The sequence below is a fragment of the Priestia megaterium genome (assembly GCF_009497655.1).
Lineage (GTDB): Bacteria > Bacillota > Bacilli > Bacillales > Bacillaceae_H > Priestia > Priestia zanthoxyli.
Genome location: NZ_CP023317.1, coordinates 2,426,220 through 2,442,310, shown reverse-complemented (window position 1 = coordinate 2,442,310; position 16,091 = coordinate 2,426,220). Strand labels below are relative to the sequence as shown.

The following is a 16,091-nucleotide window of genomic DNA, read 5'->3' as shown; positions in this document are numbered from 1 at the left end:
AGCGTTAAAGTCTCATATTCCTTTGCTATTCACTTCAATTAATATAAGAAAAAAGCGTCAGAAACGCTTCTAACGCTTTTTATTTATCCATTATCCTTCAACCTTTAGAATCTTAACTTCAGTGCTCACCGAAAATGTGATAACCACTGGGCCTTCAGGTGGGTTATGTGGGCCTGTAAACGTATCGTATTTCACCTTCACCACGAAATCATAGTTTGAAAACCCACCCGAGACACGCTTCACACTTAAAATATCTGCATTCCACAAACTGTAACTACGATCAGGGTATCTCGTTCGAATCGCTTTCTCCGCATAGGGATTCAGAAGCATCAAAAAGGCATCATAGAAATCCGTATGCTTCTGCTTGATGGACAATTGGGGCGCAGCTTCTGTATAGGTGCCCATTCCTCCTGTTAAGCATAGGACAAGAGTTGTGACGGCCATGAATCGTTTCATCCGTTGTCCTCCAAATACTTGTTTTAGTTAGTTTCCCCATTAAGAATGCGAACGATGCAAAATGGTAACAAGCAACTGGTGAGGGGGTAATTTTATGCAAAGATACGCACGTTCATTGTCACCAAAAATCTTGCTATATCAACGATGTATAAAATTCTGCATAAACAGTAAAACGAAAAGGCAAACGAGCCCTTATGCACCAAGGCATCGTTTTTGAGTGTCTTCCGGAAAGAGGTATTATGTAAACTTAATTTGTATACGATATGCATATTATAATAGGTCAATTAATGCAAAGATAATACCTAATATGAGTGAAAGGGTGAGTATGAATATCCATTTAGTTTTCTTCTCTAACTGAAAGACATTCAGTTTTTCAAATGCAAATAAAACAAGCCACCCATAAATTATTGTTTTAATAAATTCAACTATAAAATTAAAAATAAAGTCCATTTGTTCTCACTTTCTTATTTTGGAATATTTACATTTTCTATTAAACCAATTATAGATAAACATTAAAATACTTTTGTTCCTAGAATTTGTTTTATGGTAACTAGGTTTGTATATGGTGTACATAGAAATCTACGTTTTCAGATGTACGTGTATCTTTTTTCTTAATAAACTAACGCTGCAGGATAACCCAATGAATTTGTTGTATAGATATGTAGTGAGAGTTATGACTAAATCAAACGTGAGTTCTTTTTTCATCTAACTGTGATTTAGTAAAGTCTAACTAAAATTTTAAAAGAGGTGTTTTTAATGGTTTTAGGAATTTATCCTTATTTAGTTATGAACGGTAATGGACAAGAAGCTGTTAAATTTTACGAAAAAGCATTGGATGCAAAAGTTATTGGAGTTCAAACGTTCGGAGAAATGCCTGGAAATCCAGAATTCCCTACTCCTATAGAAGCAATAGACCGTGTAATGAATGCGCACTTAAAAGTTGGTGATAATGATTTGATGCTTTCTGATACATTCCCGGGTCAACCATACCAAATTGGATCACAAATAACGGTAGCTATCACTATAGACAGTGTAGAAAAATCAAAAGAAGTATTTGAAAAACTGAAAGAAGGTGGTCAAGTAGGAATGCCACTTCAAGAAACTTTTTGGAGCCCATCATATGGCCAAGTAACAGATAAATTCGGTGTTACTTGGCAAATTTCCACACAACCTGCTGATAATGAGTAATCAATGAAAAGCTGTTATTCTTATTATCTCAAGAATTCTTCTCCTGCAAGCTTTTCTTGGTTGGGTTCCTGAATGTGTTTTATATTAACTAAGGATGTGCATCACATACATTTAAAGAAGAAAAACCCACCTAATTTGAGAGGTGGATTTTTCTTTTAGTTAAATATTAAGGGTGTAATTGCTTGTTACTTACATATCATTTAATATTTTTGTAGGCATTTATTATAACCTATCAAATCATTTTGAGAAAGCAAAAAATGAAAACGATTACTTTTATATTTCCTACCGATAAAATCCATTATGAGAACTTAACATGTATAAAATAGAAGGACACAGACAGTAAGATAATACAGAATAGAACACATGTATAAAGTCAGGAAGTGTTTGTTGTTTCCATTAACATTAGTGAATATTCTTTTAAAAGTTATAGAAAAAAACGCCCCTTATTTGGGGCGTACTCTATTATCATTATAAAACATAACCTAAAAACAGTCTACAATTTCATTTTTTTTAGGTTATAGTTTGATTACTGAATTCAGTAAGACCCATGGGTACATTTAAATTTGAAAGGAAAATTTCTATGATACACAAACATGTTCCTGTTTTAATAGTAGGTGGTGGTCTTAGTGGACTTACCTCTGCTCTCTTTTTGGCACGTCATAACGTTGATTATTTACTGATTGAAAAACACACTGGTACAGCTATCCATCCAAAAGCTGGAGGGATTACATTTCGTACGATGGAAATATTTCGACAACTTGGATTGGAGGCAGCTATCCGGACTGCTAGCAAACCATTAGATAATATTCGTGGAAGGATTGCTGTAGAGACAATCAAAAGCATAGACCCTGAGAAATTAGAAACTGCGGAGAATTCCCAAAAATCTCTTGAAAAAGAGAGAATAGAAAATTTTGAAAAGGTGAGCCCTTCAAAGCCAGCATCTTGTTATCAAATTGAACTAGAACCTATCCTTCTTCAAGCTGCTAAAGAGGGAAAAGGGCATATACGCTATAATACTGAACTTATAGAGTATCAACAAGACGATTTAGGAGTTACAGCAACTATAATAAATAGAGAGACAGGAACGAAAGAAAAAATTCGAAGTGATTATTTAATTGCGGCAGATGGTGCTAAAAGCACAATTCGTCAACATACAAAAATTCCAACTACAGGAAGAGGAGTGATCGGCGGACATTATATCAACATCTATTTTCAGGCTGATCTAAGTCGCTTTCTGAAACCTAGCCAGTTTGGCTGGATTCAAATCCTAAATCCAGAAGTATTTGGTGCGCTCATCACTGTTAACAATCGTGATGAATGGATTTATCATGTGGCCTATAATCCCTCAACTGGAGAAAGTCCAGAAGATTTTTCTGAAGAGCGATGCTGTGAGATTTTAAAAAAAGCTATAGGAGTTTCAAATCTTGATATTGTCATCTTCAGTATTTTACCTTGGGCAGCTGCAGAACAGACAGCCACTCGTTTTCAAGATAGTCGAGTCTTTCTAATTGGAGACGCAGCTCATCTTATGCCACCTACCGGAGGATTTGGTTCGAATACAGGTATTCAAGATGCTCATAATTTAGCTTGGAAACTTGCTGCAGTGATACACAAACAAGCTCATCCACGATTGCTCCAAACTTATCATAATGAAAGACACTATGCTGCAGAAGTAACAACGAAATATGCCAGTGATTTGTTATTTAATGTTATAAAGAAAGGTGTAAGCACCCTCAATAGTATGGACCATACTGCAGTTACTGTAGGGTATAAATATAACTCAACAGCAATTATCAAGGAAAACTCCGATACACTGCATAGAATGGATCAATTAGAACTAAACGGAAGGCCAGGTACTCGTGCTCCACATATGTGGTTGAAGTACCAAGGTAAGCGTATATCTACCTTAGATCTAATAGGTGAAAATTTCGTCTTATTCACGGGAAAAGATAATAGCCTTTGGCGCACTGCTACCCGGAATGTATCTTCTCACTTAGGTGTTCCTATTAATGTTTATGGGATCGGTTTACAAGGAGATTGTGTTGAGTGTGAGGATGAGGATAGCTGGGAAGCAGTGTACGATGTTACCTCTCAAGGAGCTGTATTAATAAGACCAGATGGTTTTGTAGCATGGCGTACAAAAGAGGGCGAATCAAATCCTCATCTAACTCTTAAGCAGGTCATGACTAGCGTACTATGGTAAATAAACTAATACGCATGCTCCTGACTTAAGATTAGTTAAAAATTAAAGAATATAACACCTCAAAAGGCATACGTGTTAAAACGTATGCCCTGTGAGTGAGCTTTCATAAAAATTACAAAATATCAATATCAGATATTGCAGACAGATAATACATTGTATCTCTTATCTTTTGATCAACTGTTATATTAACTAGATATTAAATTTAAAAGTATTTACCTTTATTATTTACTCTTATCGACGGCAAATTAGCAATTTTTCTATAAAGTATTACACTTCTAAATTAAAGAATATGAAAGTTTATTCAACTACAGCTAGTGCAAAGTACACGTTTTTATGCGCCTTTAAGTTCACATTTAATCCTGTCATATATCGTTTCTCAATATCCGTCGGGCTTAAATTCTCAAGCAAATTCAATCCGAGTTCTGCCATTTCTTGCTTCATACTAGCTGGATCAAAACCTGTTTTCATTGGCTCTCCTATCTTATTCATCATTTTTTCTTTCTTTTTCAAATCAGTGGAAGTAGTTTCCTCATCAAATTCATCTACACTGAAGTAATCAAATACAATCATGCTCCCAGAGGGAGTTACTTTAGGTATATTAGCTAGTGTTTTATATACTTCTTTTTTGGATAAATACATTGTAACTCCTTGCCAGCTAAAAAAACTTTTGGATAAGGCAGAATAGTTTAGTGATGAATTGAGTTTATTTACTATATCCTCCCGAGTGAAGTCAATAGAAATGTAATGTAGGTTTTCTGGATGACCCCAACCCACCTTATCGACACGTTGACGTTTAAAGCTTTGCGTCGCAGGATGATCTAGTTCAAATACATTAAGACTCTTTAACAAATCAGGATATCTAAATGCAAAAGTATCTAAGCCAGCACCCAAGATTACATACTGTTCTACACCAGTTTCAATCGCCTTCATAAAACAATCTTCTGTGTATCGAGAACGGGTGATAGAGGCTGTAGAATTCATTAAGGCTTCTTTTGGCATAATCTTCTCTATTAATTTTTTTTGTTCTTCAGGAACTAGTTCATATGCCAAAAAGTCATTGAAAATTTTGTGGTTTGCATATTTTGAGTGAATATCTCGAATATAAGCTGTCATCATCGCGGTAAAACTGATTTGGTTTTCTTTCATCTATGAATCTCCTTTTGCAATTACATTTGATTTTAACATTCAAATACTGTTTTACCTTTAAAGGGTTATTCCAGAAAATGGACCGTTTGTGGCATAATCTTATATTACTTTTACTATAGGAAACCCCTTCAGATGTAGGATTTAATACAATCTGGTCACCAAGTGCTTCAATTTTTAATTCTATAACTTCTACTTCACTAGCTACCTTTAAATTCTTCCCCAATTTCTTTTATATGAATACCAATCCTAATCTGTATTTTATTGAAAAAAGATTTAAATACTAGACTGAAAAAAAGTACAAAAATATGGTATTATAGAGGTAGGAAATGAATGATTTTTAATAAAAATAATAAGTTTTAAATAGATATTTTGAAGAGAAATATGAAAAAACCCGTATTTTAAAATACAGGTTTTTTTTCTTCTTATAAAACCTATTATGTTAACTCGCTTTCCATATAATATGCCTAACTTTGATTATTGGATTGTTTCTACCGATAGCTTATAACACATATGCTTGTTCTGATAAAAATCCTTAGTTATCCAATTTTTATGGAAATTACATATTATAAAAAAGAGCAAAGCGTCATTTGATTTTAGACTTTGTTCTTCTTGTTTATCATTTAAAGTATAGAAGGTAGACAGTTCAGACAGATTAAAAAGTCAAAAAGAGCATCTAATTAACTTTTAGCAAGTCTAAAAAGCTTTGATAGCAAGTCTCTTTGTAATATTGATGGGAATTTATATCTTCGTTCATTAGCCATTGAATGAGCAATCCATCTATAATAGCGCGCATGGTTTTTGAAGTGTTTTCTATATTAATATTCTGTTCAAACACTCCTGTTTTCTGACCAGAAGCAATAATGTCAGATGTAATGCCCCAACAGTTTTGATAAAAATGATGATTAATTTTTCTATATGTTTCATTTTGACCTGCCTGAGACAAGAAATCTAAATAAACTCTATAAAATTTTGCATTTTTCTCAGGGGCGACAAACACTGAGTTTACATAAGCTTTTAATTTACCCAAGGGAGTAGACTCTGAATTCACTGATGCAAGCTCATAGTTATAGATTTTATTTGTAAGCCACTCAAGGAGTTGAGATAAGGTATCTTCCTTATTCTCAAAATAATAATGGACGACTCCTTTACTAACTTCTGCATGATCAGCAATACTCTGTAAGGTAACCGAATTATAACCTTGTACTGACATAGATTGGAAAGCTGCTCTTAATATTTGATTCTTTCTCTCTTCTGCTTTTTTCTTCATAATAAACCTCCAGCAAACTAAACGTACAAATTAGTATACAACATTTTATAAAATTTGAACAAAAAATTATTCTGACCGGCCAAAAAAAGTTTGACCGGTCAGAATAATAATGTATACTAGAAGTAGTTTCACAAAGGAGGAATGACAAAATGAAAGATCAATTCAAAGCGCTAGTAGTAGACAAAGTTAATGATGAATTTTCAATGAATGTAAAAAATATTTCTCTAGAATTTTTGCCTAAGAGTGATGTCTTAATCAAGGTACATTATTCAGGGATTAACTATAAAGATGGGCTAGCAGGTACTCCTGATGGTAAAATCGTAAGAAATTATCCATTTATACCAGGAGTAGATTTAGTAGGTGTAGTCGTTTCTTCTAATGACCCTCGCTTTCATGAAGGAGATGAAGTCATTGCAACAAGTTACGATATAGGTGTTTCCCACTTTGGTGGATACAGCGAATATGCCAGTATTCCAGGTGATTGGATTGTACCTTTACCTGAAAATTTGACTCTTAAAGAAGCCATTGTAGTAGGAACAGCAGGCTTTACGGCAGCCCTATCTATACAACGTCTAGAGGAGAATGGGGTGTCACCAGACAAAGGAAAAGTTCTTGTGACAGGTGCAACCGGTGGCGTTGGCAGTTTTGCGGTCTCATTTTTAAACTCTCTGGGTTATAAAGTAGAAGCTAGCACAGGGAAAGAATCGGAGTATGAGTATTTACGAAAACTCGGAGCTCATACCATTATTTCAAGGGATATGACGTATGGAGGAAAGGTTAAAGCTTTAGGGGCACAAAAATGGGCTGCAGCCGTTGACCCTGTTGGTGGAGATCCTCTGTCCTCTGTTTTAAGTCAGATTCAATATGGTGGTTCAGTTGCTGTTAGTGGGTTAACAGCTGGGACAAAACTGGCCTCTACTGTTTTTCCATTTATTTTAAGGGGCGTCAACTTACTTGGCATTGACTCTGTATACTGCCCAATGGAAACACGTTTGAAAATATGGAAACGTATAGCAACAGATTTCAAACCATCAAATTTTGAAGATTTTATCTCACAAGAAATTAATTTAAATCAGCTTCCTACTGTTCTTCCTAACATATTAAAAGGGCATGTAAGAGGAAGAACGATTGTAAAATTAGTCTGATAAGAAATTTATATTGAGATTTCTTAATGTCAAAAATCACGCACTATAAAAGATTTTTAAAATATTTGAGAAATACATCCAAAAAAATACATTATGTTAATAAGTATACAATCAAAGAAATGGGGTGCTATCAGTTCTTAAAGGATAAGAACTAATAGCACCCCTTTCTTACTTGCTAAAAAGGTTGTTTTCTCTGAATGACTGAAGGTTTAGATTAAGTTAATACCCTCCTTTTTTAAGACCAGCAAATAACGTTTGCTTTCAGATTCTTTATAAAAGTTATCTTTTCATAAGTATTTCTTAAGAATTGTTAAGGTTTTTCCTCGTATCTTATTAAGGTTTTGGCATTAAACTACTGCTTATAACCTATCATCTGAAGAAACGAGGAGAAATACATGAATGCCATGCATTTCATTCAAGAATATATGAGACACCCGCGTGCAGTTGGAGCGATTATGCCGAGCTCTAAATCATTAGCTAAGAAAATGATGAAGTCTATACCATTTAAGGAAATAACGTGTATCATTGAATATGGTCCAGGAACAGGCGTATTTACAGAAGAAATTGTTCAAAATAAACGGAAAGACACCATTTTCTTAGCGATAGAAGCCAATGAAACATTCTATAACATATTAAAGAAGAAATATGGACATATCGAGAATGTGCACATTATTCATGACTCTGCTGAGAATATAAGTGACTATTTAAAACAATATGACATTGAAAAAGTAGACTATATCGTATCTGGATTGCCTTTTACAAGCTTACCAGGAACTATTTCTACACAGATCTTACATGAGACAGGATCTTTGCTGGGACCAGAAGGCAAATTCATTACATTCCAGTATTCGAAAGTAAAACGCTCTTTCTTTAAATCCTTTTTTACTACGATTCAGTATGAAAAAGTGTATAGAAATGTTCCACCAGCTTATGTATTCGTATGTAATAACTAATCCTACTCCTGTTCTCTAGTTTATATTGAATTTAAGAATAGAAAGCGTGAAGAAACATGTCAGAAAGAACCATCCTTATTGTCGACGATGAAGACGAAATCAGAAATCTTATGTCCATTTATTTAAAAAATGAAGGATATCAAGTAGTAGATGTACCGGATGCTGCAACAGCTATGGATATGTTAAAAAAACAAAAAATTGACCTGATTATTCTAGATGTGATGATGCCAGGGATGAATGGGATAGATACTTGCTTAAAAATCAGAGAAGAATATACCATGCCCATTATTTTTTTATCAGCTAAATCAGAAGATATGGATAAAATTCACGGTCTGGCCAGTGGAGCAGAAGACTATGTTACAAAGCCCTTTAACCCATTAGAACTGATGGCGCGTGTAAAATCTCAACTTCGTCGATACTATATGGCGCCTGAAAGAGAGGTTTCTTCCCACTTCTTAGAAAAGGGAGACTTAAAAGTGGACGGAAGGACAAATGAAGTGTTTGTAAGAGATCAAGAGGTTCGTTTAACTCCTAAAGAATTTCAAATTCTCTCTTTGTTACTTCAGCATCAAGGACAAGTATTTAGTATTCAACAGATTTATGAAACTGTATGGAAAGAACCTTTTTATAAGTCGGATAATACGATTATGGTCCATATGACAAAAATTAGAGACAAAATAGAAGAGAACCCTAAAAAGCCAATCTATATTCAGACTGTATGGGGCGTAGGCTATAAAGCATGAAAACGAGAAATAATGCAGACAAAATTGGACGACCATCAGTTAATTTGAACACAAAATTATTCCTTATTTTTATTATCTCCTTGATTGTATCTATCCTTAGCTTTTTTCTTTTTATCTTCATAAATCCCCAATTTGGGGATATCCGTAACCAACAAATAGAGCAACAAAAAGAGGAAGAGACGATTAGAAAGCTCCTTGTTCAGCTCACTCATTCAATCGAAGAGAAGAACATGAGCTTAGATGATATAGATAACATTGCTTCAACGCTAAATCCTATAACGGATGCTCATCCTAATTTAGGGTTCTTAGTAGCAAATGCCAAAGGAGACGTTCTTTTTCATTCAAATAACAAAAAAATAAAAAGTACCAATATAAAGTATTTACTCAAACAAAAGCTTGCAGCTGAATCTACGGGTAATCAATCATTTAATGCACATTATTCTTCTTTTATATCGCTCCTTTCCCTTCAAGATGATATCGGATACCTCGTTATTGAAGGACCTTCTTTTGATCCTATTTTCAGTCCGAATAGATATATTTATCAAGTCTATATGGGACTTGGAGGTAGTGTGCTCATCTTTTTTGTCTTGTTTTTATTATGGACAAGGCCTATTACACGGTACATTAAGCAGATTGAAGAGGGAATCAACAGGATTGTGAACAAGGACTGGACGTATTCCATTCCGGTGAAAGGAAAAAATGAACTGTCATTCTTAGCTAAAAACATCAATTGGATGACCGAACAAATGAGGCAACGTTTTGAAAAAGAACGTAAAGTGGAACAAGCCAAAAATGAATTAATTACAAATCTCTCGCATGATTTACGAACTCCATTGACCTCTATTATTGGATATCTAACACTCTTGAAAGATAAACAGTATAAAAATAGTGAAGAGCTGGAGCAATATATTCAAACCACCTACGGTATTTCATTCAAATTGAAAAATTTATTGGATGAACTATTCGAATATACGAAGTTGTCCCTACCTGACGTAGACATGCAATTTCAAGAAGTCGATTTAAGTGGGGTGTTATATCAGCTTGTAGGAGAGTATACCCCTATGTTTGAAAATCGTGGGCTCTCTGTAAAAGTAGATATTCCCAATGATGCTGTCTTTATCTCCATAGATATTGAGAAAATGATTCGCGTTTTCGATAATTTACTTTCGAATGCTGAAAAATACAGTCATGAAAGTGGAGATATTGAGATAGTCCTCTATACTAACGAAAAACAAGTCATTGCACGTATTTCTAATACAACTGATCAAATTGCTTCTGAGGAATTAAACCATCTGTTTGATAAGTTTTATCGAATGGATAAAGCACGCTCTAGCAAAGTCGTAGGGTCGGGAATTGGCCTTTCCATTGCCAAACGAATTGTTGAACTTCATCAAGGCGAAATATGGGCAGAAAGCGAGCAAAACAAGACAACGATGTATGTTGCATTGCCTTTGCACCAAGATATAAAGGAGAAAGAGACCATTTATGAAGATTTATGAACTAATTAGACTATCAGTAGAAATTATGTTTACGCCTATTTCTGATGATGTTCTAATGCTAACTCAAGTCGGTATCTGGGCTTCTAAGGGCATCAACCCTTATGTAGTGTGGATATCGTCTTGGATTACACTCTTTATAGCTTTTCTATGGTTCTTTCTAGTAGGAAGATTCTTTAGACAGGTGCCTCTAATTGAAAAATGGATGGCGAAGAAATGGTTACAAAAAGCCGAAAAGCTACTTGATCGTTTTGGGGCTGGGGCGATTATGTTAGCTTTTTTTGTACCTGGAGTTCGACACCCTATTCATTATATAGCCGGAATTTTAAAGTTTCCGATAAAAAAATACTTGCTAGCTAACTTTTTAGCATCTTCCTTATATTCGGGCGGTTGGACTTTTATGGTTTATAAGTTTAACCAAAAAATTGGAATCAAATTAGTGTTAATTTGGTTACATCAACACTTGTCTATCGTACTACCATTAGTCGCTATTCCCCTTTTATGCTTCATTTTCTACAAGGTGAAAAGAAATAAAAATGAGTCGTGATATTATTTCTACTTCATACTGCTCATGAAAAAACTTGTTTTATAAAAGACCTAAGTGATACGGGACTTATCTAATTAAAGGAGCAAAGTGATGTGAAATTGATACAACAACTTTTCTCTTCAATTTGTTTATTTTTGTTGATATTAGGCGTGGTATTAGCGATTTGGGAATTTATAAATTTATTATTACATGTTAAAAGTAACTTACAATAACCATTAATTAGGCTTAAGTAGCTATATGGTTGTAAAAGACTGCATACCACAAATAATAAATCTTAATCAGAACCCTAATTTTACAAGGGTTCTTTTTTTATTCCTAAAAGTCACATTATGGTAACTCCACTTGTAGAAGATATACAGTTAAAATAAAGATCTTATGATTGTATTGCTTCAGTCAAATTTAACTTTTTGATCAATTCTTCAGTTGTTAAAACTTTGGCAAACTCATTATCTAAAGTTGCTAATGACACAGTATGTATTTGTTCAGCTGGATAATATGCATTATCTTCTCCTTTTATTGCAAATGTAGCTGTGGCATCTGATACGAGCTACGTTTCAAATCCTAAATTATCACTCATTGGAGTAGTAGTTGATACATAATGTGGAGTTGTTAATCCTACTATTAAGACTTTTTCTATTTTGTTTTCTTTCAAATGATTCTCAATCCTTTTAATTATTTTCTGAATATTTTAATTTTTTATAAATATATGTCTTTGAAATGGTATAATATAGAGAACGTCAGTTCTGGAGGCTTAGTATGCAAACTAAAAAAGTTTATATTTATGTATTTAACACAATGTCAGATTGGGAGTATGGATATTTAATTGCTGAACTAAATTCAGGAAGATATTTCAGACAAGGTTTAGCCCCTTTAAAAGTAATGACGGTAGGAGTTAATAAAGAAATTATTAAAACAATGGGGGGGCTGAGTATACAGCCGGATATTTCTCTTGATGAGTGCACTCTTTTGGATAAAGATCTTTTAATTCTACCGGGAGGAAATACATGGAGTGAGGAGATTCATCAACCTATATTGAAAAAAGTTGGGGAAGTTTTAGAGCTTGGTACTATTGTAGCTGCAATTTGTGGTGCTACTGATGCCCTTGCAAATAGTGGATACTTAGATTCTAGAAAGCATACGCTTAATAACTTAGAATATACAAAAATGGTCTGTCCCAACTATAAAGGGGAGAAGTTGTATGAGGGTGGACCTGTAGTATCCGATAATAACATGATTACTGCTTCAGGAATAGCACCTCTAGAATTCGCGAGGGACGTATTAAAAAAATTAGATGTATTCGCATCAAATACATTAGATTCATGGTATATCTTAAATAAAACTCAGAAGTCTGAATACTTTTTTCAGTTAATGAGCTCAATATAGATCCCTAATTATATACAAGGTCGATTACAATAATCTTCTTTTTTATTTTTGTAGATACCTATATTCTGTTTTATATTAACTAAATTGATTGTTTGTTTAAGAAAGTAATTGCCTAAAAAGCAATTACTTTTCTTTTTTTATAGAAAAATATGAAATAATTGTATACTTTTTCACTGTTCAGACGTTATAAGACAGGAAGGAGGAAAAACATTTGAAAAATCGGTTATCAAACGATCAACTAAAAATTGTCATGAATCAACTTTACTCATATTTAATTAAACAAGGTGCAAACCAAGAAACAGCTAAAGATATTTTTCAAGAAGCTGTTTGTAAACTACTTCTTCATCTTGAATCGATTGATACCGATAAATATAAATCATGGCTTTTTAAAGTAGCTATAAACTTATATTACGATCACTGTCGAAAGAACAAAAAATCTCAGTACGTGGTAGTAGAAGATTACCTTATTACCAATGAACGATTAATTGAAGAGATAATGATTGTACAAGAAAATCAGCTTCTAGTAAGAAGTATACTTCAAAAGTTGTCTCCCACCTTTAAGCAACTGCTTCTTTTAAAATACGAGCTAGAGTGGTCATATAAACAAATTGCGGAATATGTAGATATGAAACCTGAGGCTGTGAAAACATATTTAGCTCGTGCTAGAAAAACATTTAAAGAGATGTATAGGAGAGAATGTAATGAAGAAAACGAATGATGAGTTAGATTCTATTTTTGATGGAAAGTCTTTACATAGAACACTTAGAAAAGCAAAGTATAGAGCAATTTCACGAACAATTTTTATCTCCGCACTCGTAGTCAGCTTTATTATTGGTATATTTGTAAAAGGGAATAATTACTTTATTAACACACAAGGAGAAAAAATTGCTGATCGGTTAATCACAGAAAATTATGTGAGGATGTCTCCAAATACATTTACTAGTACAGATACAATTTCAATTGGAGTTTTAAAGGGGACTATTAAGAGTGAAGTATTTAAAGTTATTGAAAACAAAGTGATACCTTGGGATACAGAAGAAATAACGTATGATTTACTCGGAAACTTGAATGCATCATTCTCCATGAGTAGTACAATTGTCAATGAAACGACAGTTTATCATATTCCTAATGGGCAACGTGAGATGTTATTTTACGTACCCAAATACAAATATAAGTTGTATGCGAATGACTTTGACATGATTAAAAAATATCCAAATGATAAATACATGGAGATGGCCATATCTCTCAATAAAAATTACACATTGAAAGAAGTACAAAAGATGCTGCCTACATCTACTCACCAAACGTGGTATTGGGTAGATAACTATGGAAAGTCTACTGGTTACAGAAACAATCCAGAAAATGGGCGATGGCTATTAGGTATTTCTAAACCATCACCACAACTAGGAGCAAAACTAACGACTACTAAAATTAAAACAGAAGCAGACTTTTTAAATGAGCTCCAAAAAACAGATCCAGGAGAAGTGAAAAATTTAAAAAACAGACAGAAAAATGGATTGATTATAGGCGTAGTTGTTACAGGAACAAAAGAAGAACTGCTTTCTTTGAAAAACAAACTATATGTTAAAGCAGCTAGTTTGGGAGCAGTGGTAGATAAATATTGAATTTTAGGGACTTGAAATGAAGGAAACCCGTTGTATATTAACTGATAGATAAATAAAAAGAATCTTTTTTTTATTGCTTCTAGGTAAAAAAACCTCTAAGTGACTACCTGGTAATTACTTAGAGGTTTTTTGAATTATTTTACTAAAACCGTTGTATTCGCCGGAATCAAAAGCTGATTTTTGACCTTTTTAGCACCTTTTTCACTAGCAAAAATTAATTTACCTTTCGCTGCTACAGATACTTTTACAGGTTGATTTGAAATATTATGATACACACTAATGGAGTTGCCTTTATACGTACGGCTATAAGCAACAACTTCTTTACTGTCTACTGAAATAGATTGAAGCGTTCCTTTTACTAACTCTTCGTGCTGCTGACGCACGCGAATCATTTCACGGTAATGATTTAACAAAGAGTCCTTTTGTTTGGTTTGTGCTTCTACAGACACGCCGTTGCCACCTGTATTGTATACAGGTGTTTCCCAACTAGTTTGTCCAAGTCCGTTTCCTTCGTACCAGCGGAACGGTTCACGGATTAACTCATCAGGCTTTTCACCAGTCATGCCGATTTCTTCACCGTAATAAATATACGGGTTGCCAGGAAGCGTAAGTAAGATAGAAGCAGCTGATTTTGCTTTATTGACATCGCCGCTCAGCTCACTCATGACGCGATTTTGGTCATGGTTGGTTAAGAAAATGCCGTCAATTTTATTTGGATTGTATGATTTGAACAGCTCATCCGTTGCCGCTGCTGCAGTAGCGATTCCTTGATCATTTCCTGCTTTTACAGAGCTGACAATTTTTCCTGCTAAATCAAAGTTAAATAGGGAATCAAGCGACTGATAATAAGGAGCTACTACTTCCGGCTGATCCCATACTTCACCCGTTAGATATACGTTAGGTTTTTCTTTTTTCATTGCATCTCTAAACTCATTCCACCACAGGAGATTTTTCTTAGCGCCTTCAGGTGTTTGACCTTTAAAGATATGAAGCGCAGCATCTAAGCGGAAGCCGTCAACGCCTTGCTTTAGCCAAAACTTTCCGACATTAATCATTTCTTTTCTTACTTCAGGGTTATCGTAATTTAAGTCAGGCATTCCTTCCCAGAACGTTCCATAAAAAAACTCTCCGTTTGGAGCTTTATGCCATACTTGCTGCCCCCAAGATCCTTTTTCATTCAAGTCGGTATCTTTATCAGCCCAAATATAGTAATCTCTGTACTTGCTGTTTTTATCTTTTAACGCAGCTTGAAACCAAGGGTGTTCGCTGCTCGTATGATTCACAACGAGGTCCATAATAACTTTTACATCTCGTTTATCTGCTTCTTTCATCAGTTTGCGAAAATCTTGCAGATTTCCGTACTGAGGATCAATGTTATAATAGTCCGTTACATCATATTTATGATAGCTAGGAGAAGGGTTGACCGGCATCATCCAAATCCCGTTTACTTGAAGATCATTCTTTGTATGAGAATTGCCATCATTTAAATAGTCCAGCTTTTGTGTAAGACCTTTTAAATCACCATGTCCATCTTTATTTGCATCGTAAAAAGAGTTTACATACACCTCATAAAATACACCGTTTTTATCTGCAGCTGGAGATTTACCTTTATGTACGGTTTCGGCGTGAACGCCTGTTGATAAGCTAGCAGCCAGCGGCAGTGTTAGAGCTAAAGCTGTCCATTTTTTCCCTTTCATCGTTTCATCCCCTTTTTTTGCAATCGTTTGCATAAATTGACTACAATTGAAATATAGCACCTCTTTGAAAACGATTACAACGAAAATTTTATTTTGATTATTTTGAACTAGTAATTATTCTGACAACCTAGTTATTTACTGTGTCCAATGGCATTAAGAAGCTGCATTATATTAAGGCTATAGATAGAAAACATCAATAAAATAAGGGAGTATTATCCAAATGAAAATAATGACTATGTCAA

General features: G+C 34.2%; 14 protein-coding genes and 1 pseudogene. 10 read left to right on the top strand and 5 right to left on the bottom strand.

The genetic code is table 11. The features are described 5' to 3' along the window. Positions 1-90: 90 nt before the first annotated feature. Entirely contained in the window at positions 91-456 is a 366-nt protein-coding gene (locus CEQ83_RS12225) for a DUF3888 domain-containing protein (RefSeq protein WP_098999366.1), read from the bottom strand. A gap of 756 nt (positions 457-1,212) precedes the next feature. Between CEQ83_RS12225 and CEQ83_RS12220 the strand changes: the two genes are divergently transcribed. Both CEQ83_RS12220 and CEQ83_RS12215 read left to right on the top strand, forming a co-directional pair. Continuing rightward, a complete protein-coding gene (locus CEQ83_RS12220; RefSeq protein WP_028413235.1) occupies positions 1,213-1,644 on the top strand; it encodes a VOC family protein in 432 nt (143 codons plus the stop codon). A 580-nt stretch (positions 1,645-2,224) separates the two neighbouring features. Further along, positions 2,225-3,847 (top strand): FAD-dependent monooxygenase, encoded by a 1,623-nt coding sequence (locus CEQ83_RS12215; protein WP_155017285.1) that lies wholly within the window; start codon positions 2,225-2,227, stop codon positions 3,845-3,847. A 297-nt stretch (positions 3,848-4,144) separates the two neighbouring features. Here CEQ83_RS12215 and CEQ83_RS12210 read toward each other — a convergent pair whose 3' ends face one another. Further along, the gene (locus CEQ83_RS12210) at positions 4,145-4,993 is read right to left on the bottom strand and encodes a class I SAM-dependent methyltransferase (RefSeq protein ID WP_028413237.1); all 849 of its coding nucleotides are present in this window, start codon (positions 4,991-4,993) and stop codon (positions 4,145-4,147) included. A gap of 673 nt (positions 4,994-5,666) precedes the next feature. Continuing rightward, a complete protein-coding gene (locus CEQ83_RS12205; protein WP_155017284.1) occupies positions 5,667-6,260 on the bottom strand; it encodes a TetR/AcrR family transcriptional regulator in 594 nt (197 codons plus the stop codon). Between the two features lie 149 nt (positions 6,261-6,409). On the opposite strand from CEQ83_RS12205, the gene CEQ83_RS12200 reads away from it, so the two are divergent. The 5 genes from CEQ83_RS12200 (at position 6,410) to CEQ83_RS12180 (ending at position 11,144) form a co-directional block, all read left to right on the top strand. Further along, positions 6,410-7,405: an NADPH:quinone oxidoreductase family protein gene (locus CEQ83_RS12200; RefSeq protein WP_028413239.1), complete on the top strand. Its 996-nt coding sequence runs from the start codon at positions 6,410-6,412 to the stop codon at positions 7,403-7,405. Positions 7,406-7,800: 395 nt separating this feature from the next. Beyond that, a complete protein-coding gene (locus tag CEQ83_RS12195; RefSeq protein ID WP_028413240.1) occupies positions 7,801-8,358 on the top strand; it encodes a class I SAM-dependent methyltransferase in 558 nt (185 codons plus the stop codon). 56 nt (positions 8,359-8,414) lie between these two features. Beyond that, a complete protein-coding gene (locus CEQ83_RS12190) occupies positions 8,415-9,101 on the top strand; it encodes a response regulator transcription factor (protein ID WP_028413241.1) in 687 nt (228 codons plus the stop codon). Beyond that, positions 9,098-10,600 carry a sensor histidine kinase gene (locus CEQ83_RS12185; RefSeq protein WP_155017283.1) on the top strand — a complete coding sequence of 501 codons (1,503 nt, stop codon included), beginning with the start codon at positions 9,098-9,100 and terminating at the stop codon, positions 10,598-10,600. The genes CEQ83_RS12190 and CEQ83_RS12185 overlap by 4 nt, the downstream gene beginning before the upstream one ends. After that, positions 10,587-11,144 carry a DedA family protein gene (locus CEQ83_RS12180; protein ID WP_028413243.1) on the top strand — a complete coding sequence of 186 codons (558 nt, stop codon included), beginning with the start codon at positions 10,587-10,589 and terminating at the stop codon, positions 11,142-11,144. The genes CEQ83_RS12185 and CEQ83_RS12180 overlap by 14 nt, the downstream gene beginning before the upstream one ends. A gap of 373 nt (positions 11,145-11,517) precedes the next feature. Here CEQ83_RS12180 and CEQ83_RS27430 read toward each other — a convergent pair. Beyond that, positions 11,518-11,808 (bottom strand): annotated as a pseudogene (locus CEQ83_RS27430) (isochorismatase family protein); the annotation flags it as partial. A 92-nt stretch (positions 11,809-11,900) separates the two neighbouring features. Between CEQ83_RS27430 and CEQ83_RS12175 the strand changes: the two are divergent. The 3 genes from CEQ83_RS12175 (at position 11,901) to CEQ83_RS12165 (ending at position 14,152) form a co-directional block, all read left to right on the top strand. Then, positions 11,901-12,527: a type 1 glutamine amidotransferase family protein gene (locus tag CEQ83_RS12175; protein ID WP_155017282.1), complete on the top strand. Its 627-nt coding sequence runs from the start codon at positions 11,901-11,903 to the stop codon at positions 12,525-12,527. Between the two features lie 211 nt (positions 12,528-12,738). Continuing rightward, positions 12,739-13,245 carry an RNA polymerase sigma factor gene (locus CEQ83_RS12170; RefSeq protein WP_155017281.1) on the top strand — a complete coding sequence of 169 codons (507 nt, stop codon included), beginning with the start codon at positions 12,739-12,741 and terminating at the stop codon, positions 13,243-13,245. Continuing rightward, positions 13,229-14,152, top strand: a complete 924-nt coding sequence (locus CEQ83_RS12165) for an anti sigma factor C-terminal domain-containing protein (RefSeq protein ID WP_155017280.1) — start codon at positions 13,229-13,231, stop codon at positions 14,150-14,152. The genes CEQ83_RS12170 and CEQ83_RS12165 overlap by 17 nt, the downstream gene beginning before the upstream one ends. 134 nt (positions 14,153-14,286) lie before the next feature. Here CEQ83_RS12165 and CEQ83_RS12160 read toward each other — a convergent pair whose 3' ends face one another. Further along, positions 14,287-15,882 carry an alpha-amylase family glycosyl hydrolase gene (locus CEQ83_RS12160; RefSeq protein WP_155017279.1) on the bottom strand — a complete coding sequence of 532 codons (1,596 nt, stop codon included), beginning with the start codon at positions 15,880-15,882 and terminating at the stop codon, positions 14,287-14,289. Positions 15,883-16,091 lie beyond the last annotated feature (209 nt).